General features: G+C 61.6%; 21 protein-coding genes. 4 read left to right on the plus strand and 17 right to left on the minus strand.

From position 1 onward, the window contains the following. Nucleotides 1-26: 26 nt before the first annotated feature. The 15 genes from B9A31_RS11255 to B9A31_RS11325 form a co-directional block, all read right to left on the minus strand. Entirely contained in the window at nt 27-3605 is a 3579-nt protein-coding gene (locus B9A31_RS11255) for a glycosyltransferase (RefSeq protein ID WP_027615307.1), read from the minus strand. A gap of 139 nt (nt 3606-3744) precedes the next feature. Further along, entirely contained in the window at nt 3745-5310 is a 1566-nt protein-coding gene (locus tag B9A31_RS11260; protein ID WP_027615308.1) for a flagellar hook-associated protein 3, read from the minus strand. A gap of 12 nt (nt 5311-5322) precedes the next feature. Beyond that, the gene (gene flgK, locus B9A31_RS11265; RefSeq protein ID WP_027615309.1) at nt 5323-7353 is read right to left on the minus strand and encodes a flagellar hook-associated protein FlgK; all 2031 of its coding nucleotides are present in this window, start codon (nt 7351-7353) and stop codon (nt 5323-5325) included. A gap of 12 nt (nt 7354-7365) precedes the next feature. Continuing rightward, nucleotides 7366-8520 carry a flagellar assembly peptidoglycan hydrolase FlgJ gene (flgJ, locus tag B9A31_RS11270; RefSeq protein ID WP_027609425.1) on the minus strand — a complete coding sequence of 385 codons (1155 nt, stop codon included), beginning with the start codon at nt 8518-8520 and terminating at the stop codon, nt 7366-7368. Nucleotides 8521-8531: 11 nt separating this feature from the next. Continuing rightward, complete coding sequence (locus B9A31_RS11275; RefSeq protein ID WP_027609424.1) at nt 8532-9641, minus strand: flagellar basal body P-ring protein FlgI; 1110 nt, start codon at nt 9639-9641, stop codon at nt 8532-8534. A 12-nt stretch (nt 9642-9653) separates the two neighbouring features. After that, nucleotides 9654-10349 (minus strand): flagellar basal body L-ring protein FlgH, encoded by a 696-nt coding sequence (gene flgH / locus B9A31_RS11280; protein ID WP_016711815.1) that lies wholly within the window; start codon nt 10347-10349, stop codon nt 9654-9656. A gap of 36 nt (nt 10350-10385) precedes the next feature. Beyond that, a complete protein-coding gene (flgG, locus tag B9A31_RS11285) occupies nt 10386-11171 on the minus strand; it encodes a flagellar basal-body rod protein FlgG (RefSeq protein ID WP_012051601.1) in 786 nt (261 codons plus the stop codon). A 48-nt stretch (nt 11172-11219) separates the two neighbouring features. After that, on the minus strand, nt 11220-11960 hold the full coding sequence (locus tag B9A31_RS11290) for a flagellar basal body rod protein FlgF (protein WP_027609423.1): 741 nt from the start codon (nt 11958-11960) through the stop codon (nt 11220-11222). Nucleotides 11961-12165: 205 nt separating this feature from the next. Then, nucleotides 12166-12354: a hypothetical protein gene (locus B9A31_RS11295; protein WP_016711817.1), complete on the minus strand. Its 189-nt coding sequence runs from the start codon at nt 12352-12354 to the stop codon at nt 12166-12168. 72 nt (nt 12355-12426) lie between these two features. Next, entirely contained in the window at nt 12427-14181 is a 1755-nt protein-coding gene (locus B9A31_RS11300) for a flagellar hook-basal body complex protein (protein WP_027609422.1), read from the minus strand. 31 nt (nt 14182-14212) lie between these two features. Then, the gene (gene flgD, locus B9A31_RS11305; RefSeq protein WP_016711819.1) at nt 14213-14917 is read right to left on the minus strand and encodes a flagellar hook assembly protein FlgD; all 705 of its coding nucleotides are present in this window, start codon (nt 14915-14917) and stop codon (nt 14213-14215) included. Nucleotides 14918-14932: 15 nt separating this feature from the next. Beyond that, nucleotides 14933-15376 (minus strand): flagellar basal body rod protein FlgC, encoded by a 444-nt coding sequence (gene flgC / locus B9A31_RS11310; RefSeq protein ID WP_027609421.1) that lies wholly within the window; start codon nt 15374-15376, stop codon nt 14933-14935. Between the two features lie 2 nt (nt 15377-15378). Beyond that, a complete protein-coding gene (gene flgB / locus B9A31_RS11315) occupies nt 15379-15789 on the minus strand; it encodes a flagellar basal body rod protein FlgB (RefSeq protein WP_016711821.1) in 411 nt (136 codons plus the stop codon). Nucleotides 15790-16094: 305 nt separating this feature from the next. Further along, the gene (gene cheR, locus B9A31_RS11320) at nt 16095-16922 is read right to left on the minus strand and encodes a protein-glutamate O-methyltransferase CheR (RefSeq protein ID WP_004575768.1); all 828 of its coding nucleotides are present in this window, start codon (nt 16920-16922) and stop codon (nt 16095-16097) included. Nucleotides 16923-16973: 51 nt separating this feature from the next. Beyond that, nucleotides 16974-17903 (minus strand): chemotaxis protein CheV, encoded by a 930-nt coding sequence (locus B9A31_RS11325; RefSeq protein ID WP_010955104.1) that lies wholly within the window; start codon nt 17901-17903, stop codon nt 16974-16976. 77 nt (nt 17904-17980) lie between these two features. On the opposite strand from B9A31_RS11325, the gene flgA reads away from it, so the two are divergent. The 4 genes from flgA (at nt 17981) to B9A31_RS11345 (ending at nt 20553) form a co-directional block, all read left to right on the plus strand. Continuing rightward, entirely contained in the window at nt 17981-18733 is a 753-nt protein-coding gene (gene flgA, locus B9A31_RS11330) for a flagellar basal body P-ring formation chaperone FlgA (RefSeq protein WP_019099579.1), read from the plus strand. 164 nt (nt 18734-18897) lie between these two features. After that, nucleotides 18898-19212, plus strand: a complete 315-nt coding sequence (gene flgM, locus B9A31_RS11335; protein ID WP_027609419.1) for a flagellar biosynthesis anti-sigma factor FlgM — start codon at nt 18898-18900, stop codon at nt 19210-19212. Nucleotides 19213-19261: 49 nt separating this feature from the next. After that, nucleotides 19262-19729: a flagella synthesis protein FlgN gene (locus tag B9A31_RS11340; protein ID WP_016711824.1), complete on the plus strand. Its 468-nt coding sequence runs from the start codon at nt 19262-19264 to the stop codon at nt 19727-19729. An 80-nt stretch (nt 19730-19809) separates the two neighbouring features. Next, the gene (locus tag B9A31_RS11345) at nt 19810-20553 is read left to right on the plus strand and encodes a flagellar brake protein (RefSeq protein ID WP_025753857.1); all 744 of its coding nucleotides are present in this window, start codon (nt 19810-19812) and stop codon (nt 20551-20553) included. 90 nt (nt 20554-20643) lie between these two features. On the opposite strand, the gene B9A31_RS11350 is transcribed toward B9A31_RS11345, so the two are convergent. Both B9A31_RS11350 and B9A31_RS11355 read right to left on the minus strand, forming a co-directional pair. Further along, a complete protein-coding gene (locus B9A31_RS11350) occupies nt 20644-21984 on the minus strand; it encodes an MFS transporter (protein ID WP_025753858.1) in 1341 nt (446 codons plus the stop codon). 128 nt (nt 21985-22112) lie between these two features. Then, on the minus strand, nt 22113-23354 hold the full coding sequence (locus B9A31_RS11355; protein ID WP_178092344.1) for a glutamine synthetase family protein: 1242 nt from the start codon (nt 23352-23354) through the stop codon (nt 22113-22115). Nucleotides 23355-23385 lie beyond the last annotated feature (31 nt).

Raw genomic sequence — 23385 nt, forward strand, 5'->3', positions numbered from 1 at the left:
GCGCGGGCATCGCCCCACGCCAACGTTCAGTCTGCCAACCAGGCGTTGGCCCAATGCTGCAAATGGTGCGGCATCAGCATGTAGTCACGCAGCACTTCCGCGCGCAGGGCATCGCCTTGGCGGTAGCTGGCCTGCGGGTCAGCCAGGTGCATGCGAATCGCATCCAGCCATTGCTCGGCGGTGTTGTCCTTGACCCGGGTACATGGCAGGTAGCCGGCGTAGGCCTTGGTGTCGCTACAGACCACCGGAAAACCACACGCCCCGTACTCCAGCAAGCGCAGGTTGCTCTTGCAGTCGTTGAACAGGTTCTGCTCCAACGGCGCCAGCGCCAGGTCGAGGTTGAGGCTGGCGAGCTTGCGCGGGTAATCAGCCAGTTGAACCGCCTTGTGAAACTCTTTCACATAGGGGCGCAAGGGGTCCGGACACATACCGAAGAAGACCCAGTCAACCTCGTTGGCAAGCGCCTTCACAACGTCTTGCAACAGCTCCAGATCACCACGATGGCTCGTGCCACCCGCCCACCCGACGCGCGGCCGGATACTGGTCTGACGCTGGCTGGAAAGCCCAGCCCAGAGCGCGGCAGACAACATGTTGGGCACGACGCGGATGTCCTTGTGCATGCTGGATAGCGCATCGGCCAGTGGCTCGGTCGAACACACCAGCCGATCACACTGCCCGATGCCTTGGGCCACCAACTCGGCAAGGTTGCTAGGCAGGTTGCGGGCATGGTCGTTCTTTTTCGGCGGATCGATGATGTAGTCGTCCAGCTCGTAGATCATCCGCGCCTTCGAAAAGCGTTTGAACTGCGCCATTTCCCGGATGTTGCCCGGCATGTAACGACACTGCAGGATCATCACATCGGGCTTTTCGCGCTCGAGCTCGATAATACCCGGGGAGACGTGGTTGACCCGCCCCTGGATCCAGCCCGCCCGCTCAAGCTCGGTGAACGGCTGGATGACCCGGTAGTGCCCCACTGCCGTGGTATTGACCGGCAACGCCAGCACGGACGGCATGGCACGGGCAATGAAAGGGTCCCAGCCACTGCGCAGGCCTGGCTCCAGGTTGAAATTGGCGAACTTGAGGCTCAGGTTGTCGTTGTAGGCTGGGTCCCGCGCAATGCGGCTCAGCCAACGGTCGTAAGCAACGTCCCGGTCGGCCCTGGCAAGCTCGTCAGCCAGCTCGGCAGCTTCACCACCCGGGAGCCTCATGACACGAGCAAACGGTGTCCCGACCGACAGGAAACCTTTTTCACGCGCACGCAGGCAGAGGTCAACGTCAAACAAGGCGACCCGGAAGGCCGAGGTATCCAGCCCCTCAAGCTCCTCGAACAGCGCCCGGCGAATGAGCAGGCAGTCCAGGCTCAGTGCGCTCCAGTTCTGTACCAGTTGCTGGCGCCCCATGTAACCTTCGGCTGACAGGATTCTGCCCGGGAACGGGCTACCCGCTGTACCGCCGCCAAGGCCGAGCACCAGGCCGGAAGACACCAGCTCGCCGTTGCTGCCACACAGCGCCGGCCCCACCAGGCCGACCTCGGGACGCTGCGCCTGGCTCATCAAGGTACTGAGCCAACGCGGTTCGAAAAGCGCACACTCCGGTGCGAGCAATAGCAAATACTCTCCCTGCGCATGGCGACTGGCCTGGTCGAGCATCGCCGCCCTGCCCTGCGCCTGCACATCGATGACGCGCAACTGGTCACTGCCCAGGCCACGCATCGCCGCCAACCACTCGGTGACAGCCCGCGGCTCGTCGCCATTGGCGATGACCAGCGCTTCGAACGGGCTGTATTCGGTGTACTGGAACAGCGACTCGACGCAACGCCTGAGCGCGTTCAGGTTGGCCCCTGCGGGGATCAGTACCGATACACTTGCCTGCTGCTCATGCAGATAGGTCACACGCGTGACCAAGCTGCCAGCAGTGCCCTCCACCAAGGCATCGACGCCTATACGACGCAGGTGTGCCTCGACCACACGCGCCGCCTCCGCCTGCCCTGCCGGCTCGCTCATCCAGTCTGCGTACCCCGACTGGCAATGCACCAGCATCTGCGCGACGTGCTCTATCACATGCAAGCCATGAGCCTCGACCATTCGCCACAGCAGATCCTGTGGCGCCAGGCTCTCGAACCGGGTATCGAACCCTTCCAGCGCCAGCAGTGCTGTACGCTTGAATGCCAGGGTACGGCCCACATAGGGCACGCTGCGCATCAGGTCGAGGTTGAAGTCCGGCTTGAAAACCGGGTTGCCGGGCGCCAGGGCACCAAAGGTGTCTTCATCGGTGTACAGGCACGTGCTCTCGTCGCGCAGTGCCATGCGCTCGGCCATGACCACCAGCGCATGCGGCCGCAGGCGATCACCGGCACGCAACAGCAGCACCCAGTCGGCGACGTGTGTGCCTGCCAGCCACTGATTGAGTTGAGCGTAGCCACTGCCGCTCAAGGCCAGGTATTGCACGCCTGGCGCGTCAAACCTGTCGAAGCCATCCGGCACCAGCACCAATACCTGGCTGGCGGCATAGGATTGTGCAGCCAGGCAATCCAGGGTGGCGCGCAGTGCGCTTTCATCGCCCTCGCGACAGGTTACGATCGGGACGATGGCGGGCTGTACCGGCCACTGCTCGACCCGCTTTGGCAGCAACCGCAACTGCCCGTCAGACAGGTTGCGGCAAGCCAGCCATTCGGCATAGAGCTCGGTAAAGCTGAGGGCGTTGCTGCCTACCTGCTGCGAGAAATTGGCGACCTGGCCGGCATGGAAGCGGCGGATGTCCAACTCCTCCCAGGCTGAGTCGGCCCCTGGGTCGTAAGCCTCCAGCGGCAGGTAACGCACCCAGCCATTGGCCGGCGCCGACTCGCCGGTGCGCGCCGCCAGCATCTGCTGCAGCCACTCGGTTTCACGCTTGTAGGCCTCGGTCATGCTCGAGTGATGACTGAGCCGGCCTGGGTGAATGCGCTCCACACTCAGTATGCGCTCCAGGCTCGCCAGGTGCCCGCGGCGCAGCAGGCAGGCGTACAAGGCCAGGTCCAACCGTGCGGCGAACCCTTGACCACCCTGTACCAGTTGCGGCAAGTATTCCAGCACCTGAGCACGACGGAACAGCACATGGCTGATGCCACCAAACAGGTTAGGGACGTTCTCGGCGATGCTGGCCAGCAAGTCCGTACCGACAAGCACGGCACTTTGCGGGGCGATCACACTGTTGAGCGCACGGGAAGGCAAGAGGATGTCATCAGCCGACCAGAGCAGACGCTGACCGATCACCATGCTGAGCTGAGGCCATTGCGTCAAAACCTGCGCTTGCCGGCTGATGCAACTGTCGAGCAACAGGTCGTCATCACACAGGAACTTCACCAACTCCCCGTTGGCCTGCTCCAAGCACGCTTGCAGGTTACGTGCAAACCCCAAGCGGACAGGGTTGCGCGTATAGCGCAAGGGCACCGCAGCACCGTTGCCCAGCGCCTGGCAGATAGCCTCGATCTCGGCGCCGGCGCTGTCATCGCAAATGACGACTTCCAGGTTGGGGTAGTCCTGGCCAAGCGCACTGACCAAGGTTGCTTGAAAAAAATCGGCATTGAAGGCAGGAATGGCGATACTGACGAGTGGCTGCTCTGACACGATGACGACCTTGCTGGAGAGGCGGTGCGCTTGGGAATAGGCGGGCGTTCAACCTGGGCGACACAAGGGCAAGCCGGCCGGTCGTTATCAACCCAGGCCGGCGTGCCCGTGCGTCATGACGGGCAAACGCCCGCGAGGATCAGATGTAATTGACCAGCGAGAGACCGGCAATCTTGGCGTAGGCCTGCAACGAGGCCTGCAACATGTTGGATTGCATCTGAAGGCGAATCATCACCTCAGCCGGATCGCTCTCACGAATCGAGCTCTGGGTCTTGGCGTTTTCGCCACTCAGGGCCTCATTGGTTTCCACTTGCACATCGATTGCCTGACCGCGGCCGCCGATCGACGAAATGGAGGAACTGACCTGATTGGTGGCGCTGGCGATGTTGCCAATCGCCGAGTCCAGCGATGCCAGGAAGTTCTGCCTGGCCACGGGGTCGTTGTCGACCGGGGTGGCCAGCGCCGCGCGCAACTGGCTGATGGTATCGAGGACGTTCTGGGTCTGGTGCGTGTCGACCTTGATACCAAAGCTGTCGCCTGCGCTGGGCGTGTCCGAAAGCGTGAACTCGACCCCCATGGCGGTCGCTGTGTTGCCACTGAGCGTGCCCTTGGAAATCGGTTTGCTGTCGGCGCTCACGGGGGAGGCATAAAGCTCGAATTCGGTAGCACTGGTGAACTTGAGTACCGCCCCCTCAGGGAACGCAGACTTGTATTTCTCAGCATCGGTGATGGTAGCGCCGGTCACCTGGGCAGACGAGCTGTTGCCCGCACTGCGGGTGCCGGAGATTTCATCCGCCTTGGAGCTCAGGCTGAAGACATGGCCGGCAATGGCCGCGTCGGGGTCGGCGGCGTCGCCGTCCTTGAAGGTGATGTCCAGACGCAGGTCAACACCACGGAAATTGACCGTGGTGTTCTTGCCATTGGGGTCGAAGGTGCCCCCCTGGCTGGCTTCCAGCGTCACGTCCTTGCCGTCCGCATCGGTGATCTTGAACTGGGTGCTGCTGGTGAACTCAATGGTGTACGGCTCGCCGCTGCGGAAGCGGTCGTTGTACGTTGCGCTGCCGCTCACCTGGCCATTGGACAAGTTGATCCGGCCATCGTCGGTGGCCGGCGACACAAGGCTGGTTTCGCTGCGGCTGGTATTGAGCGCTTGCTCGAAGGCATCGTAGCCAGTTTCGTTGGCCGCCAGGGTGAGCATGTCACCCACTTGCAGGTTCAGTTTGCCCTGGTCGCCCTGGTAGGTATAAGTGCCATCAGCGTTGCGCACATAAGGCGGTGTATCGCCTTTGGACCCCGAGAACAGGTACGCACCGCTTTCATCCTTGCTGTTCATCAACGAGAACAGCTGGTCCTCCAGCGACGCCAGCTCGGTGGCATTGGCCTTGCGGTCTGCATCGGTGAAACCGGCGTTACCCGAGCTGACGGCCAGCTCGTTGACGCGCTGCAAGATGGTGCCAATCGCATTCAGCGTGCTTTCTGCGGTGCCCAGGGCGTTGCGCACATTGGTGACGTTGCGGGTGTACTGGTCGAGCATGTTCTGTTGCTGCTGCAGTTGCAGCAGACGTGCCGCACCTACCGGATCGTCAGCCCCGCGACGTACCCGAATGCCGTCAGAGGCCTCTTGCCGAGTCTTGTCGAGGTTGGAGAAGCTGCGCTGGTAATTGGCGCTGTTGCTGCTGTAGAACTGCGAAGTGGAAATGCGCATGTCTACGCCTCCTTAAAGAGCATTGATCAAGGTGGTGAAGGTTTCCTGTGCCGCCTTGATAATCTGCGACGACGCGGTGTAGTACTGCTGGAACTTGACCAGGTTGCCGACCTCTTCATCGACCGACACGCCGGAAAGGCTGTTGCGGCTGTCCAGCGCAGAGCTGTGCAGCGCATTGGTGGCATCACTGTCCATTTCCGCCTGGCCAGCTTTTCCGCCAACGTTTGAAACCAGCTTGGCATAGGCATCGGTAAAGCTGATGCCCTTACCGTTGGCCCCGACTTCGACCGTGGATTTGGTCTGGAGGTCGATCACCGACTGGGCGTTGCGGTTGTCGGCCGAGCCAGCCCCCGTCAACGACACGGTGTAGCTGTCGCCGTTCTGTGGCGCGCCGGAAACGCTCATTTCGAAGGTGAAGCTGCTACCGGTCGCATTGCCGCTGCCATCGACCATCGGCACCGACAGCTTCAGCTTGTTCTCCTGGCCCGGCACGATGGTGCCGCTGCCGATTTCGGTACCCTTGGCGTCGTACAGCTTGTAAGCCTGGGGCGAAGTGGTTTCGTCACCGAACACCAGCTTGACCGGGGTGGAATTCTTCAGGCCTGCCTGCAACTGCGAACGCTGCGTGGCATCGTAGATATCCAGCTGCGAGGTCAAGGTCGGCTGGGTGATCACCCCGGTGCCCTTGTTGCCGGCACCGTTGGTGGCGGTCAGGGGTGACGCCAGGGCCAGGCGTTTGGGGTCGGTGAGGACCGTCTCGATATTGGCGGCCGCGTTGCGAGTGGGTGTGATCTTGAAGCTGTCGCCAGCGCTCAAACCGCCGCCGTTGAGCGACAAGGTAAAGCCATCAATGACCGGCGGTGGCGTGTCGTTAAGGTCGTAGCTGCCCATTTCGGTGCCTTCCGGCAGCTTGCGCACGCTGTAGCCTGTGGCGCTGGTGAAGGTCACCTGGTAATCGCTGGTAGTCAGTTTGCCGGTGTCCTTGATGCTGACATCCAGGTTGCCGGACCCGATGCTGTTGCCGAGTTTGGCCACGCTGCGCTCACTCATGGCCTTGGCGCTGTTGATGTCACCGAACAGGGTGGCGCCAAAGTTGCCATCCTTGTCGATACCCTGGGCCAACTGGCTATTGATCTGGTCTGCCAACACCAGGGCCACGCGCCCCAGCTCGTTAAGCGCAGGGTCGAGGGTTTCACTGCGGTAGCGGATCAACCCACCCAGCTCGCCTCCGGTGGCACTGCTGGTGATGTCCATCTTGGTCGAGCCGCGGTTGAGCACCAGGCTCAAACGGCCCGGGTCGCTCGCCGTAGGCTCCACACCCACCGTCTGGGTGGTGTTGCCCAGCACCAGCGCCTGGCCGTTCTTGAGATAGACATCGTAGGTGCCGTCACGCTCGACCACATCCGTGCCGATCAGCTTGTTCAACTCACGCACCGCACCATCACGCTGGTCCAGCAAGTCGTTGGGCTGACCGGAAACAGCGCCCACCCGGGCGATTTGCTCGTTCAACCCGGCGATGGTCTTGGTCAGGTTGTTGATCTGGTCGGTAATCGCCGTCATGTTGCTGTTGATATTGCTCAGTTGCTGATTCAACTGCGACGACAAGGTATTGAAACGCTTGGCCAGCGACTGGGCGCTGGTCAGCAATAGCTGACGCGACGCGTCTTCGGTTGGCTTGGACGCCGCATCCTGCATGGAGGTGAAAAAGCTCTGCAGCGCAGCCGTAATACCGGTATCGCTACTGGACAGCGAAGTATCCAGCGGCGTGATCTGATCCAGGTACGAGGACGCCTCACTGCTCAGCGAGGTGGTGGTACGCAGCTGGTTCTCGATGAACGCGTTGTACACCCGGCGCACGTCCGCCAACGTAGTGCCCGTGCCAATGAACACCTGGCCGACTTGTTGCCCGCCCTTGGTCTTTTGCACGTTCTGTTGGCGCGAGTAGCTTTCGACATCGGCGTTGGCGATGTTGTTACCGAGGGTGTACATCCCCGACTGCGCGGCACCCAGCCCCGACATACCAATGTTGATCAGACTCGCCATGGTTCCATACCCTTAAAGTTTTGTTGCGGTACCGAGCATTGCGTAGTGCTCGTACGACTTCATCTGTCTTGCGATCTGCGAGATCTTGCTGGCGTAATTCGGGTCGGTGGCATACCCGGCCTTTTGCAACTCTTGCACGAACTGTTCTGGTTTATCGGCGGCCTTCACCGCATCTTGATAGCGTGAATTGTTCTGCAGCAGGCTGACCAGGTCGTGGAAGCTGTCCTGGTAGGAATCGTACGAACGGAACGCCGCCGTCTCCTTGACGAACTGGCCATCACGGTACTCGCTGGTAATCGCCCTCGCCTCGCCGCCGTCCCAGTTGCCAGTGGCCTTGATACCGAAAAGGTTGTGGCTGCTGCTGCCGTCGGTGTTGCGCATGACCGACTTGCCCCACCCGGTTTCCAGTGCGGCCTGGGCCACCAGGTAGCGTGGGTCGATACCAATGCGCTTGGCCGCCTGTTCGGCCATCGGCAGCATGGTGGCGACGAATTCATCGCTGTCGCCAAAGGCTTTGTTCGGCGCCAGCGGCGGCTGGGCCACGGCGCGGCCGACGATGCGCAGGCCGTTGTCCGGCACGGCGAAGGCCTTGGCCACTTGCTGGCCGTCACGGGCAGGCACAGTGGCGGTGTTGGCAGTGGCCGCCGACGGCACGATGCCGGCCAGCAAGCGGTCGGTGAGTTTGCTCGGCAGTGCCAGGCGCCGTGAATTGAGTGCTGCGACGTCGTTGCGGGTCGCGGTCGACTGGGCGGCATGCACCGGCTCGGCCACCTTGTTGCCCCACAACGCCGGGGCATTGCCCTCGGTACGTGGAAACGGGCTGGTGCTGGCCGGGCTGGCCTTGTTCTTCGACAGCTGACGCACCAGCACATCCTGCAGCCCGATACCGCCACCTTCGCGCGACATGCTCACAGCCAGTTGCTGGTCATACATGTCACGGTACTGCTTCACCGTTTCGGTGTTCATCGGGTTGTCGTCGGCCAGCACGTCGCTGGCCTTGCGCGAGGCCTTGAGCATTTCGCTGATGAACAGCGACTCGAACTCCTGGGCGACCTTGCGCACGTTGGCATCGCTGTCGCGGTCGCCATGTTTGAGCGAGCTCAGGCGATTGAGGTCGGTGTAGGCACCGCTGTCGGCGCTGCCAGGAACCAGGCTTTTGCTGTTCATCCGCGCCGTCCTCAGATCACGATCAGGTCGGCCTGCAAGGCGCCGGCCTGTTTCAGGGCTTCAAGGATCGCCATCAGGTCGCCAGGCGCTGCGCCCACCTGGTTTACCGCACGGACGATTTCATCCAGCGTGGTGCCCGGCCCGAACTTGAACATGGGCTTGGCTTCCTGCTCGGCATTGACCCGCGAACGCGGCACCACGGCGGTCTGGCCGTTGGAGAACGGCCCGGGCTGGCTGACGATCGGGTCTTCGGTAATGGTCACGGTCAGGCTGCCGTGGGTGACCGCCGCTGGCGACACCTTGACGTTCTGGCCGATGACGATGGTGCCGGTGCGCGAGTTGATGATTACCTTGGCCACGGCCTGGCCCGGGTCGATTTCGAGGTTTTCCAGGATCGACAGGTAATCCACGCGCTGGCTTGGATCCATCGGGGCACTGACGCGCACCGAACCACCGTCCACGGCCTGTGCCACACCAGGGCCGAGCAGGTCGTTGACCTTGTCGACGATACGCTTGGCGGTGGTGAAGTCGGGGCGATTGAGGTTCAGGGTCAGGGTATTACCCTGGTTGAAGCCGCTCGGCACCGCACGCTCGACACTGGCACCACCCGGAATACGGCCGGCCGACGGAACGTTGACGGTGATCTTCGAGCCGTCACGGCCTTCTGCATCAAAGCCGCCGACGACCAGGTTGCCTTGGGCAATGGCGTAGACGTTGCCATCGATACCCTTGAGCGGGGTCATCAGCAGGCTGCCGCCGCGCAGGCTCTTCGAGTTACCGATCGAGGAAACGGTAATGTCCACCACCTGGCCAGGCTTGGCGAACGCCGGCAGGTCGGCATGCACCGACACCGCCGCAACGTTTTTCAGCTGCACGTTGCCGGAGCCGGCCGGCACCTTGATGCCGAACTGCGACAGCATGTTGTTGAAGGTTTGCAGGGTGAATGGCGTCTGGGTGGTCTGGTCACCCGTGCCGTTCAGCCCCACCACCAAGCCGTAACCGATCAACTGGTTGGAACGCACGCCAGAGATGCTGGCGATATCCTTCAGGCGCTCGGCCTGGGCAGCGAACGCACAGGACAAGAGCAGAGTTGTGGCAATCAGCTGCCTCACGTTGAACATGGTCATCCGTACTCAGAAAGGCCAAAGCGGGCTGATGAAGAAGCGGTCCAGCCACCCGGGCTGGCTGGCATCGGCGAACGAGCCGGTACCGGAATAGGTGATGCGCGCGTCGGCCACACGGGTGGACGGCACGGTGTTGTCAGTGGCGATATCGTCAGCGCGGATCATGCCGGCAATACGCACCAGCTCTTCGCCTGTGTTCAGGGTCAGCCACTTCTCGCCACGCACGGCGATGATGCCGTTGGGCAGCACTTCGGCCACAGTGACGGTGATGGAGCCGGTCAGGGTGTTGCCCTGGGTAGCCTTGCTATCTCCCTTGGTGGTGCGCTCGCCGTTGTAGCCGGCCTCCAGTGACAGATCACCGCCGCCAAACGGGTTGTTGGTGTTTGGCGTAGTGCCGAACAGCGAAGTCAGGCCGATATTGGCGTTGCTGTTTTTCTGGATCTGCGAACCGGCGTTCTTGCTGGCGGACGTGCGCTCGTTCAGCGTGATGGTGATGATGTCACCCACCCGGAACGCCTTGCGGTCGCTGTACAGGTTCTGCTCGAAACCGGCCTGGTAGATCGAACCGTTGTTGGCCGCTGCCGGCAACGGGGTGCGCGGCAGGACCGGCGCATAGTACGGGTCGTTGGGCTTGGGCGTCGGGCCGACGCAACCTGCCAGCAACACCGCCCCCCCCAGGGCGAACACGGACAACAGACGATTCATGATGCATACCTCACGGGTGTAACGAAGCGACAGGGCTTAGAGCTGTTGGGTCACGAACGACAGCATCTGGTCGGCGGTGGAGATGACCTTGGAGTTCATCTCGTAGGCACGCTGGGTGGTGATCATGTTCACCAACTCTTCCACCGTGCTGACGTTGGAGTTTTCCAGCGTCTGCTGCAGGGTAGTGCCGAAGCCGTTGAGGCCTGGGGTGCCGACCTGCGGCGCACCACTGGCAGCGGTTTCCAGGAACAGGTTGTTACCCATTGCCTGCAGGCCAGCCGGGTTGATGAAGTCGGCGGTCTGAATGTTGCCGATAACCTGCGCAGCCGGGTTGCCGGCGGTGGTGATCGACACGGTGCCGTCCTGGCCGACCGTGAAGGTCTGGGCGTCGTTCGGGACCACGATGGCAGGCTCCAGCGCCAGGCCATCGGCGTTGACGATCTGGCCGTCGGAGTTCAGGTGGAACGTACCGTCGCGGGTGTAGGAGACGGTGCCGTCAGGTTGCAGGATCTGGAAGAAGCCACGGCCATTGACGGCCATGTCCAACGGGTTTTCCGTGGTCTGCAAGCTGCCGGTCTGGAAGTTTTTCTGCGTGCCGACAATGCGCACACCGGTACCGACCTGCAGGCCCGACGGCAGCTCGCTGTCCTGGGTAGACTGCGCACCTGGCTGACGCTTGATCTGGTACAGCAGGTCCTGGAATTCGGCACGATCACGCTTGAAGCCGGTGGTCGAGACGTTGGCCAGGTTGTTGGAGATGACCGTCAGGTTGGTGTCCTGTGCGGACAGGCCGGTTTTAGCGACCCAGAGAGCCGGAAGCATTTAGTGTTCTCCTCGTGCGCCTGATTTACGGCACCCGTTCAAATGTGGTTAGCCGAGTTGCAAAACACGCGCCATGGCTTCATCGCCTTCCTTGGCCGCGTTCATCATCTTGACGTGCAGTTCGAACTGACGGGACAGCGCCAGTACAGAAGTCATTTCCTCGACAGCGTTGACGTTGCTGCCTTGCAAAAAGCCCGATACCACCCGCACGTTGATGTCGGCATCGGCGGGTTGGCCAGACGTGGTGTGAATCAGCCCGTCCTGGCCTTTGGTCAGGCCTTTGGTGTCGGGGTTGACCAGCTTGATGCGGTCGACCTCTGCCATCACGCGTGGGTCTTCACCCATGGAGCGGATGCTGATGGTGCCATCGGAGCCGACTTCGACCTTTTGCTCAGGCGGGATGGCAATAGGGCCGCCGTTGCCGAGCACAGGCATGCCGTTGCCAGCACGCAACACCCCGAGGGCGTCGATGTTCAGGCTACCGGTACGCACATACGCTTCACTGCCATCTGGCGCTTGCACGGCGATGAAACCATTACCGCTCACGGTCACATCCAGGTCGCGGCCGGTTTCCACCATCGGGCCTTCACTGAAATCGGTGCCCGGGCGCTCGGTCATGGCAAAGGCACGCGCCGGAAAGCTGTCACCGAACACCGGCATCGAACGCGCCTGCTCCAGGTCACGCTGAAAACCATTGGTAGAAATGTTGGCCAGGTTGTTGGCATGCGCCTTCTGCGCCAGCGCGTTCTGGCTGGCCCCGGTCATGGCCACATAAAGCATCTTGTCCACAATCATCCTCCGTTGCACTGGCGGCCGTTTGCCGTTCGCCGTTGCTCTACAGGGGCTAAAGCAAGTTCCGAACCAACTTGCCAAAAGCACGAAAAAGCCCGTGAATACGGGCAATTGGGCAAGCCCAGGCGGCGACAGCCGCCGGTTATCCGGCGCTGCTTTGCCGCTGGCGGCAAAACGGGTTCATCTACAGGCAACCCCGTGCCTACGGCAGGTCACGGCAACGCGCATTGTTGTAAGGCCCGGCAAAGCGCCTCCAGCCCTCACCTGGCGACCACTGCGAACACACCAGACGCCCATCCACCAGGCTTTCCCATCGCCAGTAAGGCGCTGGCGCCGCCTGCAGCTGACCAAGACAGCAGGCAACCAGCATTGCGACAAACAGCCTTTTCATCACCCCTCCTGCAAAAACGACGAACCCCTTCACGAGAAAGGGGTTCGCCTGTACGCACTCAAACAATCACGATCAAGTCATCTGAATGATGGTCTGCATGACGGTACTTTCGGTCGAAATGGTCTTGGCGTTCGCCTGGTAGTAGCTCTGCGCCTTGATCAGATCAACCAGCTCCTGCGTCAGGTTGACGTTGGAGCCTTCCAGCGAGTTGGACTCGATCGCGCCCAAGGTACCGGTTTTCGGCGAGTCGATACCCGGAATGCCCGAGTTGTAGGTCTCGGTCCAACGGGTACTGCCGATTTGCTGCAGCCCCTGCTCGTTGGCGAAACTCGCCAGCGCTACCTGACCAATGGCGCGCGACTGGCCATTGCTGAAGGAGGCGAACAATACACCCGTCGCGTCGATGCTCAGGTTGGACAGGATGCCCGTGGCATAACCGTCTTGGGACTGAGACATACGCGCCGTTTCAGTGTTGTAGGAGGTGGTGCTGGCCATCGACATTTTCATGCCGGCAGCATCGCCCACCGCACCGTTGGCACTCCAGTTACCCGAAGCATCTTCGGCTGCTGGCACCCAGCCAATCATGCTGAAGGTATTGTTGACGACCGTGAACGAGGTGCCCGCTGGGTGCCCGGTGTTGTCGGCTGTCATCGAGTTGACCGAGCCATCGCTGTTGAATGCGATCGTGCCCACCAGCGGCTCTGTGCTGCCCGGATTGAAAGGGTTGCGCCCGTCAACGAGGGTGTACATGGTCCACTCGTTGGTACCGGTCTTGCGATAGAACTGCTCCATGGTGTGTTCGTTGCCCTGGCTGTCATACACCTTGGTCGGGAACGAGCGGGTATAGGTCGTATCGTCGGAAGGGTCGAACGGCTTGTTCGCCACCAAGGCAGGCGAGGTGACACCCAGCGACTGGTCGGTACCTGCCGCACCACTGGCAACCCAGTCACCATTGGCATCCTGAGTGGCCGGCACCCAGCCGGTCATGGCAAACGCGCCATTGCTGACCGTGAACGAAGCACCACTTGGCACGCCCGTGGTGTCAGCCACCATGGAGCTGATGGTGCCATCACTGTTGTAGTTGATGGTGCCGGCCAGCGGGGTGGTACTGGCCGGGTCGAACGGGTTGCGACCGTCGACCAGCGTGTACATGGTCCATTCGTTGGTGTCGGTCTTGCGGTAGTACTGCTGCACTTCGTGCTGAACACCGTTAGCATCCAGCACGGTACTGGTGCTGGAGCGCTGATAAGTGCTTGGGTCCGCCGGGTCGAATGCAGCCATGGACGGCGGCTTGGTGTTGTCATACACCAGGAAAGGAATCGAGGCCGCCGAGGAGTTCAGGTTGATGCCCTGGTCGATCAACGAGGTCGGCTTGGGCTGCAATGCCGACGTATCGATCTTCAGGTCGGTCAGGACGCCTTTCTGGATCTTGCCGGTGGCATCCGCCATGTAACCTTGCAGGCGCAGGCCATCAGAGGTTTCGACGAAGTTGTCCTTGCTTGGCTGGAAGGAGCCCGCCCGGGTGTATACCTTCGAGCCGTTGTCAGACAGCACGAAGAAGCCCTGCCCCTGGATGCCCATGTCCAGCACGTTGCCCGTGGTGTTTACATCACCTTGGGTGAACTGCTGAGAAATGGCCGCCAGCCGCACACCATTGCCCACCTGATTCTTGCCCACACCCAGGCGGTTGGCGCCTGCATACACATCCGCGAACTCGGCGCGCGAGGACTTGAAGCCCGTGGTATTGACGTTGGCGATGTTGTTGCCGGTGACATCCAGCTGCTTGTTGGCTGCGTACAGACCGCTAAGGCCGATATTGAAAGACATGAATTCGCTCCTTTTGCCGCTCTAGCGGGCCTTAGATACCGATGGTTTGCACGTCGGAGAGGGAGACCTTGCCTACACCGGCAAGGTTGAGCACCATTTCGCCCGAGGCACTGAAGCTGACACTGGTGACCTTGGCCGGCAACAGCGTGCTCATTTGCACCGCCTTGCCATCGACTGTGGTGCTTGCAGTGAAGGTATAAGTGCCCGGGTCCACTTTCTCGCCACTGTTGTTGGTACCGTCCCAGATGAAGTCGGCGTAACCGGCTTTCTGCTCACCCAACTCGATGGTCTTGACCGTGTTGCCGTCCTTATCCTTGATGGTGATCTTCGCTTCACTGATGGCCTGGGGTACAACGAACTGGGCATTGAAGCTTTCAGCGGTGTCAACCACGGCCTTGTCGTTCTGAACCACCACCGACCGCCCTACCAGCGACGATGCCTGAAGCGCCTGGGACGAAGCCATGGCACTGGTGATGGCGCTGACCGAGTCGTTCAGCGAGGTAATACCTTCCAGGCTGCTGAACTGCGCCAGCTGGGCAACGAACTCGCCGTTATCCTGCGGGTCCAGCGGGTTCTGGTGCTGCATCTGGGTGACAAGCAACTGCAGGAAAGCATCTTTGCCGAGCGAATCGGTGCCAGTCTTGGATGCAGTGTCCGTGGTCTTTTTGGTGCTGGTGCCCACGCCCGACGCCGACAGCACGTCATTGAGGTTCACACCGTTAGTATCGATTGCCATGGTCCGAATTCCTTATCACTGCCCCAGGGTCAGCACTTTCTGCATCATGGTCTTGGCCGTGTTCATCAGTTCGGCATTGGTCTGGAACGCGCGGCTGGCAGAGATCATGTCAGCCATCTCCTCGACCACGTTGACGTTCGGGTAGTAGACGTAGCCGTCCTTGTTCGCCGCCGGGTGGTTTGGCTCGTAACGTGCCTCGAGGGTGCTCTGGTCTTCGACGATGCCTTTTACCTGCACGCCCTGCCCTGCTTCACCCTGGTCTTCGAACAGCGACTGGCTGCTGCCGGCCTGTGCGTCCTGGAAGGTGGTAGCGAACACCGGATGGCGGGCGCGGTAGGTCTGGTCGATGCTCGAAGACACGGTCTCGGCGTTGGCAATGTTGGACGCAACGGTATTCAGGCGCGTGTTCTGCGCGCTCATACCGCTACCGGCAATGTTGAAAACACTGGAAAGGGACATGGTCATTCTCCCCGCAGGGCGGAAACCAGCCCTTTGAATTTACTGTTGAGCAAGGTGAAACTGGCCTGGAAGCCAATGGCGTTTTCGGTGTAGTTCGATTGCTCGATCTGCGCGTCCACGGTGTTCTGGTCGATCGACGGCTGCAGCGGTGTGCGGTACTTGAGGGTATCGTCAGCGGCAATGGCGAGGCCTTCGGCTTCGATGTGCCGGCTGTTGGTACGGTCCATGGCGAAGCGGCCGCTTTGCTGCTTGCTGGTTTCGGCGGCGAGCACCGAAGAAAAGTCCATGTCACGCGCCTTGTAGTTGGGCGTGTCGGCGTTGGCGATGTTGTTGGCCAGCACTTCAGCGCGCTGGGCGCGGAAGCCCAGTGCCTTTTCGTGAATGCCAAGCGCCTTGTCGAAGCTGATGCTCATGTCGGGGAAACCTTCAGAGGTTGACCGGAATGTCGTTGAGCAAGGTATAGCAAGGGCTGTGCCAACGCGTGAAAAGCCCGAAAACACAGGCTTTCGAGGTACGGTGGTGTCAGGGTGATGCCAGAAAAGCGGCAAAGGCCTTCCGCCTTGGGCGGCGAAAGCGGCAATTGCCGGATGGCAAAAGCGGCAAATCAAAAATTTGACGTCAGTCTTTCCCCTGTACCGGCCTCTTCGCGGGCGCGCCCACGAAGAGGCCGGTACAGGCCAACAAAAAGGCCGGCAACTTTCGCTGCCGGCCTTCGTGCTTACTTGGCCTGGTAGATGATCCCCGGGCTGCACTGCACCATCTGGTAATGATCCGGCAACCCGTTCAGGGCTTCCGAGGCGCCGAGGAACAGGTAGCCACCCGGCTTCAGGGTGCTGTGAATGCGCAGCAGGATGTCCTTCTTCACCTGCGCCGAGAAGTAGATCAGCACGTTGCGACAGAACACGATGTCGAACTTGCCCAGGCTGGCATAGCTGTCGAGCAGGTTGAACGAGCGGAACTCGACGCGGCTGCGAATGGCCGGCTTCACCGCCCAGCGCCCTGGCCCCTTGGGGTCGAAGTAGCGCTGCAGGCGCTCCTGCGACAGGCCACGGGCAATGGCCAGGCTGTCGTACTCACCGGTCTTGCAGTTGGTGAGCATGGTGCCTGACAGGTCGGTGGCCACAATCTGCGCCCCCATCTTCAGCTGGCCCAGGTTGCTGCGCTCGAACTCGTCGATGGCCATCGAGATGGAATATGGCTCCTGCCCCGACGAACAGGCCGCCGACCACATGCGCAGGCGCTGGCCTGGGTTGTTGCGGATGAACTCGGGAATCACCTTGTTCTTCAGCACTTCGAACGGGTAGGTATCGCGAAACCACAGGGTCTCGTTGGTGGTCATGGCATCCACCACCTGCTCGCGCAAACCGCCGCGCGGCTGGGCCTGGATACGCTGTACCAGCTCGCCCAGGCTCTTGATGCCCTGTTGTTCCATCAGCTTGTTGAGACGGCTGGAAACCAGGTACTGCTTATTCTCGCCCAGCAGGATGCCACAGGCTTTCTCCAGGAATACCCGGAACTGTTCGAAATCCAAATTACCCGTAGACACTACTGCCGCCTCTTTTCAATCACTGGTGCCGGGGGCCTGCCCCCGGCTGCTTCAATGCGCTGCCTTGATCCGGTCGACCACCCGCTGGGCCAGGTCGTCCGGCTTGAACTTGGCCAGGAAGTCATCGGCGCCGACCTTCTTGACCATTGCCTGGTTGAACACCCCGGAGAGCGAAGTATGCAGGCAGATGTGCAATTTTTGCATGCGCGGGTCGCTGCGGATCTCCGCCGTTAGCGTATAGCCGTCCATTTCCGGCATTTCAATGTCGGAGATCATCATCAGGAACTCTTCTTCCGGCTTTTTGCCCTCATCCACCAACTGACGCAGGTAGTTCAGAGCCTGACGGCCATCGTTGAGCGCAACCACCTCGACCCCTACGGTCTGCAGGCAGCGGCTGACCTGCTTGCGCGCCACCGACGAATCGTCGACGGTCAGCACCCGCATCAGCACGGCCTTGTCCTGCACTTCGGCGTCGATCACCCCGGCCGATACCGATTCCGACGATGGCGACACTTCGGCCAGCACCTTCTCCACATCGATGATCTCGACCATCCGGTTGTCTACCCGGGTGACCGCCGTCAGGTAGTGGTCACGGCCAGTTCCCTTGGGTGGCGGATGGATCTCTTCCCAGTTCATGTTGACGATGCGCTCCACCGAGTGCACCAGGAAGCCCTGGGTCTTGGTGTTGTACTCGGTGATGATCACGAAGCTGTTGCGCGTGTCTTCCTGCAGCGGCCGCAACCCGGTGGCCATCGACAGGTCGAGAATCGGGATGGTCGCCCCGCGAATGTTGGCAACGCCACGCACCACCGGGTGCGCCTTGGGCAGCAGGGTCAGCGCAGGGCACTGCAGCACTTCCCTGACCTTGAACACGTTGATGCCGTAAAGCTGCTCGCCATTGAGGCGAAACAGCAGCAATTCCAGGCGATTCTGCCCCACCAGCTGTGTGCGCTGGTTGACCGAATCCATAACACCCGCCATGCCAGACTCCTTAATCTTTCAGCCTTTCGTTGCAACTCAGGTAGCGAGTCGGCACGGGCTTTGCTTTTTTGAGCGTCATGCACACGAAAACGACATTTTTCCGACGATTGACGCGCCTGCTGACCGGCTTGCTGGCCACGCTGTGCCTGCTGGCGCCCGGCGTTCGTACGTTAGCGGACGCGTTCACCTTGCCTGAACAACTTATCGGTGTCACCCAAGGGTTTCTTGAATTCACGGTAGAAGATTACCTGGCCACCACCCAGACCCCTGGTCGCTATGAGATACAGGTCAACCCGCTGGACCCGCGCCTGCGCATGCCATTGTGCAGCCAGCCGCTGGACGCCTCGCTGGAAAGCCCCGCCCTGCCGCTAGGCCGGGTAACGGTACGGGTCCGCTGCGACAGCGCAGCCCCGTGGACAGTGTTCGTACCGGCTACCGTGCGGCTGTTCCGCGACGTGGTGGTGGTAACCCGCCCGCTCAAGCGCGACAACACGGTTGGCGAAGGCGACGTGGCCCTGCGCGAGCGCGATGTCGGCACCCTTGGCCAGGGCTTTCTGACTGAACTGGACCAGGCAGTGGGCATGAAGATGCTGCGCCCCACGGTGATCGACCAGGTGCTGACCCCGCAGCATCTGGAACAGGCCGAGGTGGTCCGCAAGGGTGACCAGGTGGTAATCATTGCCCGCAGCGGCAGCCTGAGCGTGCGCATGCCGGGCGAGGCCCTGAGCAAGGGCGGCCTGAGCGAGCAGATACGGGTACGCAACCTCAACTCCAAGCGAGTGGTGAAGGCCAGGGTGACCGGCCCCGGCCAAGTCGAGGTCAGTATGTAGGCCGGCCACCAGATTAGGCTGGCAGTGAGGAACCGCTTTTCCTAAACTGTGTCAGAACACGGGTTCGCGAGCTTGCTGACAGGCGGCGATGCATTTGTGCCTAAAGTTTCTATCGGGTTGGCCGAAAACAAGGCAAGCGTCCAAATACCCAGAGGTTTCTGATCATGGTCATCGACTTCAGTCGTTTGAATAACTCGCCGTCCGTCACGGGCGGTGTGCGCGGCAACTCCGCGTCGGGCAGCGCCGAAAAACCGGCAGTCAGCCAGGAAGCGGCCAGCGCCACCAGCGTCAGCGGAGAAGCGGTGCACCTCAGCCAAGAGGCCCAGCAGTTGCAGAAGATCAGCGACAAGCTGCGCGACGAGCCCGTGGTCAACAGCGCCCGCGTGGCCCAGTTGAAACAGGCGATCGCCGACGGCAGCTACCAGGTCGATGCCGGCCGGGTCGCCAGCAAACTGCTCGATTTCGAAGCCCAGCGCTGACCGTACGGCGCGCTGACTTCACGGACGCTAGAAAAGCCAAGAGTTAGCCATGCACGACATCACCTTGCTGCAATTGATCGAAGACGACATTGCCCCGATGCAGGAACTGCTCGACCTCCTGCAAAAGGAGTCTGTAGCCCTGCATGGCCGCGATATGGCCCCGCTGGAAAATATTCTGGCCCGCAAGCAGTCATTGATCGTGTTGCTCGAGCAGCAAGGCCTGCGGCGCAACAACCTGCTTACCAGCCTCGGCCTGAGCGCAGACCGCGCCGGTGTGGAGGCTGTGGCGGCACAATCGCCCAACGGTGAATTGATCCTGCAACAACTCGACGTGATCAGCCAGTTGATGCAAGCCTGCCAACAGCTTAACGAGACCAATGGCCGGATCATCCAGGTGCAGCAACACGTCACCAGCAACCAGATCCGGATCCTCATGGGCGGCGATTCGCCGTCGCTGTACGACAGCCGCGGCAGCACCTCGCCGCTGGCCAAGCCACGGGCCCTCAGCCAAGTGTGATTTTTTCTATCAAGGCACGGAACATACTGGCAAAATGCCGTTAATTGCGTGTGTCGCTTTTGCCTGGAGAACGATAAGCCGTGTTCAATGAATCCGATGCCCCGCAACCGCCAAAGGTGCTGAGCACCCCCTTGGAGATTGCGGCCAACTTACGGCAGCTGCAGGAAAGCCACGACCCCCTCATCATCACCTTCCACGACCGTAGCCAGCGCTTTCAGAGCTATGTGGTGCACGTGGACCGTGAAAGCAACACCCTGGCCCTGGACGAAATGATCCCCCGCGATGGTGAGAAGTTCATCGAGAACGGCGAGCACTTCCGCATCGAAGGTTTCCACGATGGCGTGCGCATCGCCTGGGAATGCAACCACACGCTGAAGATTACCGAAGTCGACGGCCACCGCTGCTACAGCGGCCCCATGCCAGAAGAGATGACCTACCACCAGCGCCGCAATGCCTTCCGCGCCGCGCTGAAGTTGTCGCAACTGGTCGATATCATCCTCGACGGCGCCCACCTGAAGGGCAACGGGGCCCTGCGCGGCAAACTGCTGGATATCTCGGCTACCGGCTGCAAACTGCGCTTTGAAGGCAATGTCGAAGACCGCCTGCAACTGGGCCAGGTGTACGAGCGTTTCAAGGCGGGCAACCCGCTGGGCCTGGTGGACACCATGGTCGAACTGCGCCACCTGCACTATGAAGAGCGCATCAACACCACCTTTGCCGGCGTACGCTTCCATAACCTGAGCGGGCAGGCACAGCGCAAGATCGAGAGCTTTGTATACCAGCTGCAGCGTGAGGCGCGGCGGTTCGACAAGGACGACTACTGATCGTCGGCTAGCTGTTAAGCAAAAACGCCACCTGCTGAGGTGGCGTTTTCATTTGTGCTCTTCCTGCCCCGCGAAGAGGCCGGTACTGGCTTACACCGACTTGCTGACCGCCTCCGGTTCAGCTGCCTGTTGCTCAGCCCCTTTGTCTTCATCCTCGGTATCTTCAGCCGCTACCGGCGCCTGCATCATGTCCTGCACGGTCTGCTCATCCACCCGTGGGTCCAGCGCTGCCGACAACGGCGAACCGGCCGCCGGCATCGCCACGTGGCCCAGCGGCGCATCCTGAACCTGGTGCAGCCCAGTAACCGCTTTCGGCCGAATGCGCCACACCAGCACCAAGGCGAAGAACACAAAGAACGCGTACAGCATCTGTGCGCCCAGCACCTTCATCAGCACGCCCGCCGCCAGGGGCCCGATGCACGCCCCCACACCGTAGGTCACCAGCAGCATGGCGGTCAGCGACACCCGCCGCTCGCTTTCCACGTGGTCGTTGGAAAACGCCACCGCCAGCGGGTACAGGCAGAACTGCAGCAACGAAATCAAAAAGCCGATACCGAACAGCAACTCCAGCGGCACACTGGGCAGTATCGCCAAGGGCGCAGCGGCCAACGCCAGGCCTATTGCCACGCTGCGAATCAGCACCGCCCGGTCGTAACGATCAGACAACCAGCCCAGTGGCCACTGCACCAAAAGGCCAGCAAAAATGCAGCTACCCATGAACAGGCCGACCTGCTCGGTCGTCATCCCCTGGCTGGAGGCATACAAGGGCGCCAGGCCGTAGAACGAGCCGACGATCAATCCCGAGCCCAATACCGTACTGAGCGATTGCGGCACACGCTTGATGAAGAACTTCGGCTCCATCGGCGCCGGGCGCAAGGGCGCCGGGTGAATGCGCCGGGTCATCGCCACCGGCACCAGGCACAAGGCAAAGCACATCGCCACCAGCATCAGCAGCTCCGGGCCGAGCGCGGGGTGCACCACCAGGATCAGCTGGCCAAGCACCAGCCCCAGGTACGATGCGATCATGTAGCCGCTGAACACCGCGCCACGGTGCTTCACATCAGCCTGCTCGTTGAGCCAGCTCTCGATGACCATGTATTGGCACATCATGCCCAGGCCCACGATCATGCGCAGCCCGACCCAGGCCGGCAGCCAGCTGGTCAGGCCATGGCCGAGCACCGCCGCACCGACGATGCCGGCGCAGGTGGCGTAGGCGCGAATGTGCCCTACCCGGCCGATCAGCCGGTGGCCGACCTTGCCGCCCACCGCCAGGCCAAAATAGTTGGCCGCCATCAACGCGCCCACCCACAGGCTGTCGACGTGGTCGGCCGCCAGGCGCAACGCCAGGTAGGTACTGAGCAGACCCGAGCCGATCAACATCATCAGCGCGGCGAAATACAACGACTGAAACGGCTTCCATACATTTCGCATACGTCCCGCAATGCTCCCTGGTCAGGTGGCGGTAGGTGCTAGCAGCATAAGGGCAAACGCCGGTCCTTGCAGGCCCCCGACTGCAAAATGGTGCAGCCGGGGCGTGTCCGGTGCAGGTCGTGTCGCGATCAGGCCTGTGCCGCCAGAACCCGGCGCTCCCACGGGGTGATTTCGTCGAAGAAATCGGTCAGCTCCAAGGTCTTGCTGGCGATGTAGCCTTCGATGAACTCACTGCCGAACAGTTCCCGCGCCAGCGCGCTGCGCTTGAGCCGCTCCAGCGCCGCATGGAGGGTGCATGGCAAGCTCAAGTGCTCCGGCACTTCGAACTCGCCCTGGATCGCCGGCGAAGGTTGCAGGCGCTGCTCGATGCCGTGCAACCCCGCGGCCAGGGAGGCGGCGATGGCCAGGTAGGGGTTGGCGTCAGCGCCGGGCAAGCGGTTTTCCACCCGCCGCGCTACCGCTGCACTGGCCGGGATGCGCAAGCCTGCTGCACGGTTGTCCTCGGACCAGCAGGCGTTGTTCGGCGACGCATAGGGGTGGCACAGCCGCTGGTACGAGTTGACGTTGGGCGCAAACAGCGCAGTGAAGTCGGCCATGCATGCCTGCAGGCCGCCGATGAAATGGTGGAAGGTATCGGTAGGCTGGCCCTGCTCATCGCTGAACACGTTACGCCCGCTGCCGGTATCGACCAGGCTCTGGTGAATATGCATGGAACTACCAGGCGTGCGCGCCAGCGGTTTGGCCATGCACACCACGGTCAGCCCGTGCTTGAGTGCCACTTCCTTGAGCAAGTGTTTGAACAGGAAGGTCTGGTCGGCCAGCAGCAGCGGGTCGCCATGCAGCAAGTTGATCTCGAACTGGCTGACGCCCATTTCGTGCATGAAGGTGTCGCGCGGCAGGCCGAGCGCGGCCATGCACTGGTACACCTCATTGAAGAACGGGCGCAGGCCGTTGTTGGAACTGATACTGAATGCCGAATGGCCCAGCTCGCGGCGGCCGTCGGTGCCCAGCGGTGGCTGGAACGGTTGCTGGGGATCGCTGTTGGGGGCAAAGACGAAGAATTCGAGCTCGGTCGCCACCACTGGCGCCAGGCCCAGCGCCGCGTAGCGGGCGATCACGGCCTTGAGCTGGCCACGGGTGGACAGTGCCGAGGGGCGACCATCCAGTTCATTGGCGTCGCAAATGGCCAGGGCGCGGGCGTCGTTGCTCCAGGGCAGGCGATGGACCTGGCTGGGTTCGGCGACCAGTGCCAGGTCGCCGTCGTCGCTGCCGTAGAACTTCGCCGGCGGGTAACCGCCCATGATGCATTGCAGCAGCACCCCACGGGCCATCTGCAGGCGGCGGCCTTCGAGAAAGCCTTCGGCGGTCATCACCTTGCCGCGTGGGACGCCGTTGAGGTCG

Origin of the sequence: Pseudomonas sp. URIL14HWK12:I5, assembly GCF_900176445.1 — a bacterium.
GTDB lineage: Bacteria > Pseudomonadota > Gammaproteobacteria > Pseudomonadales > Pseudomonadaceae > Aquipseudomonas > Aquipseudomonas monteilii.

Bases quoted from the DNA above. Each gene is read 5' to 3' on its own strand.
- flgJ (WP_027609425.1), bottom strand. From the start codon at position 8,520: ATGAACAGCAAAAGCCTGGTTCCTGGCAGCGCCGACAGCGGTGCCTAC.
- B9A31_RS11340 (WP_016711824.1), top strand. From the start codon at position 19,262: ATGCACGACATCACCTTGCTGCAATTGATCGAAGACGACATTGCCCCG.
- B9A31_RS11300 (WP_027609422.1), bottom strand. From the start codon at position 14,181: ATGTCTTTCAATATCGGCCTTAGCGGTCTGTACGCAGCCAACAAGCAG.
- B9A31_RS11355 (WP_178092344.1), bottom strand. From the start codon at position 23,354: ATGACCGCCGAAGGCTTTCTCGAAGGCCGCCGCCTGCAGATGGCCCGT.
- flgG (WP_012051601.1), bottom strand. From the start codon at position 11,171: ATGCTTCCGGCTCTCTGGGTCGCTAAAACCGGCCTGTCCGCACAGGAC.
- B9A31_RS11260 (WP_027615308.1), bottom strand. From the start codon at position 5,310: ATGCGCATTTCCACTTCGCAGTTCTACAGCAGCAACAGCGCCAATTAC.
- B9A31_RS11295 (WP_016711817.1), bottom strand. From the start codon at position 12,354: ATGAAAAGGCTGTTTGTCGCAATGCTGGTTGCCTGCTGTCTTGGTCAG.
- B9A31_RS11350 (WP_025753858.1), bottom strand. From the start codon at position 21,984: ATGCGAAATGTATGGAAGCCGTTTCAGTCGTTGTATTTCGCCGCGCTG.
- B9A31_RS11275 (WP_027609424.1), bottom strand. From the start codon at position 9,641: ATGTTCAACGTGAGGCAGCTGATTGCCACAACTCTGCTCTTGTCCTGT.
- flgD (WP_016711819.1), bottom strand. From the start codon at position 14,917: ATGGCAATCGATACTAACGGTGTGAACCTCAATGACGTGCTGTCGGCG.
- flgC (WP_027609421.1), bottom strand. From the start codon at position 15,376: ATGTCCCTTTCCAGTGTTTTCAACATTGCCGGTAGCGGTATGAGCGCG.
- flgK (WP_027615309.1), bottom strand. From the start codon at position 7,353: ATGGCGAGTCTGATCAACATTGGTATGTCGGGGCTGGGTGCCGCGCAG.
- flgB (WP_016711821.1), bottom strand. From the start codon at position 15,789: ATGAGCATCAGCTTCGACAAGGCGCTTGGCATTCACGAAAAGGCACTG.
- flgH (WP_016711815.1), bottom strand. From the start codon at position 10,349: ATGAATCGTCTGTTGTCCGTGTTCGCCCTGGGGGGGGCGGTGTTGCTG.
- flgM (WP_027609419.1), top strand. From the start codon at position 18,898: ATGGTCATCGACTTCAGTCGTTTGAATAACTCGCCGTCCGTCACGGGC.
- flgA (WP_019099579.1), top strand. From the start codon at position 17,981: ATGCACACGAAAACGACATTTTTCCGACGATTGACGCGCCTGCTGACC.
- B9A31_RS11325 (WP_010955104.1), bottom strand. From the start codon at position 17,903: ATGGCGGGTGTTATGGATTCGGTCAACCAGCGCACACAGCTGGTGGGG.